The organism is Pelomonas sp. CA6, from assembly GCF_022549225.1.
Lineage (GTDB): Bacteria > Pseudomonadota > Gammaproteobacteria > Burkholderiales > Burkholderiaceae_C > Roseateles.
Map to the genome: position 1 here is coordinate 1 of NZ_JAKZFD010000062.1, position 387 is coordinate 387.

1 pseudogene is annotated in these 387 nt (G+C 70.5%); it reads left to right on the top strand.

The window, feature by feature from the left end:
- A pseudogene (locus tag LZ017_RS21885) lies at positions 1-387 on the top strand (hypothetical protein); the annotation flags it as partial.

Genomic DNA, 387 nt, shown 5'->3' on the forward strand with positions numbered 1-387 from the left:
GCTGAAGGCGGGATCGCTGGACAACAGCGAAGGTCAGGTGATTGCGCAAGGCGCGGGCGCGCAGGCGCTGAGTGCGCAGGTCGATGGGGGACTGGTCAACGGCGGTCAGGGGTTGATCGCATCGCAAGGGGGGCTGCAGCTCAAGGCGGGCGCGCTGAGCAACGGCGGGAGCGTGCAGTCGCGAGGGGATCTGGCCTTGCAGACCGAGGCGGGAATGACCAACAGCGGCACGGTCTACGCCCAGGGCCAGGGGCAGATCAGCGCTGGGGGCACGCTGAGTCACAGCGGGACGATGGCGGCGCAGGGTGACCTGACGGTGCAGGCCGGCGCGGTGGTTAGCAGCGGCACCTGGGCCGCGGGGCTCAAGCCGGACAACACGCTGGCGGC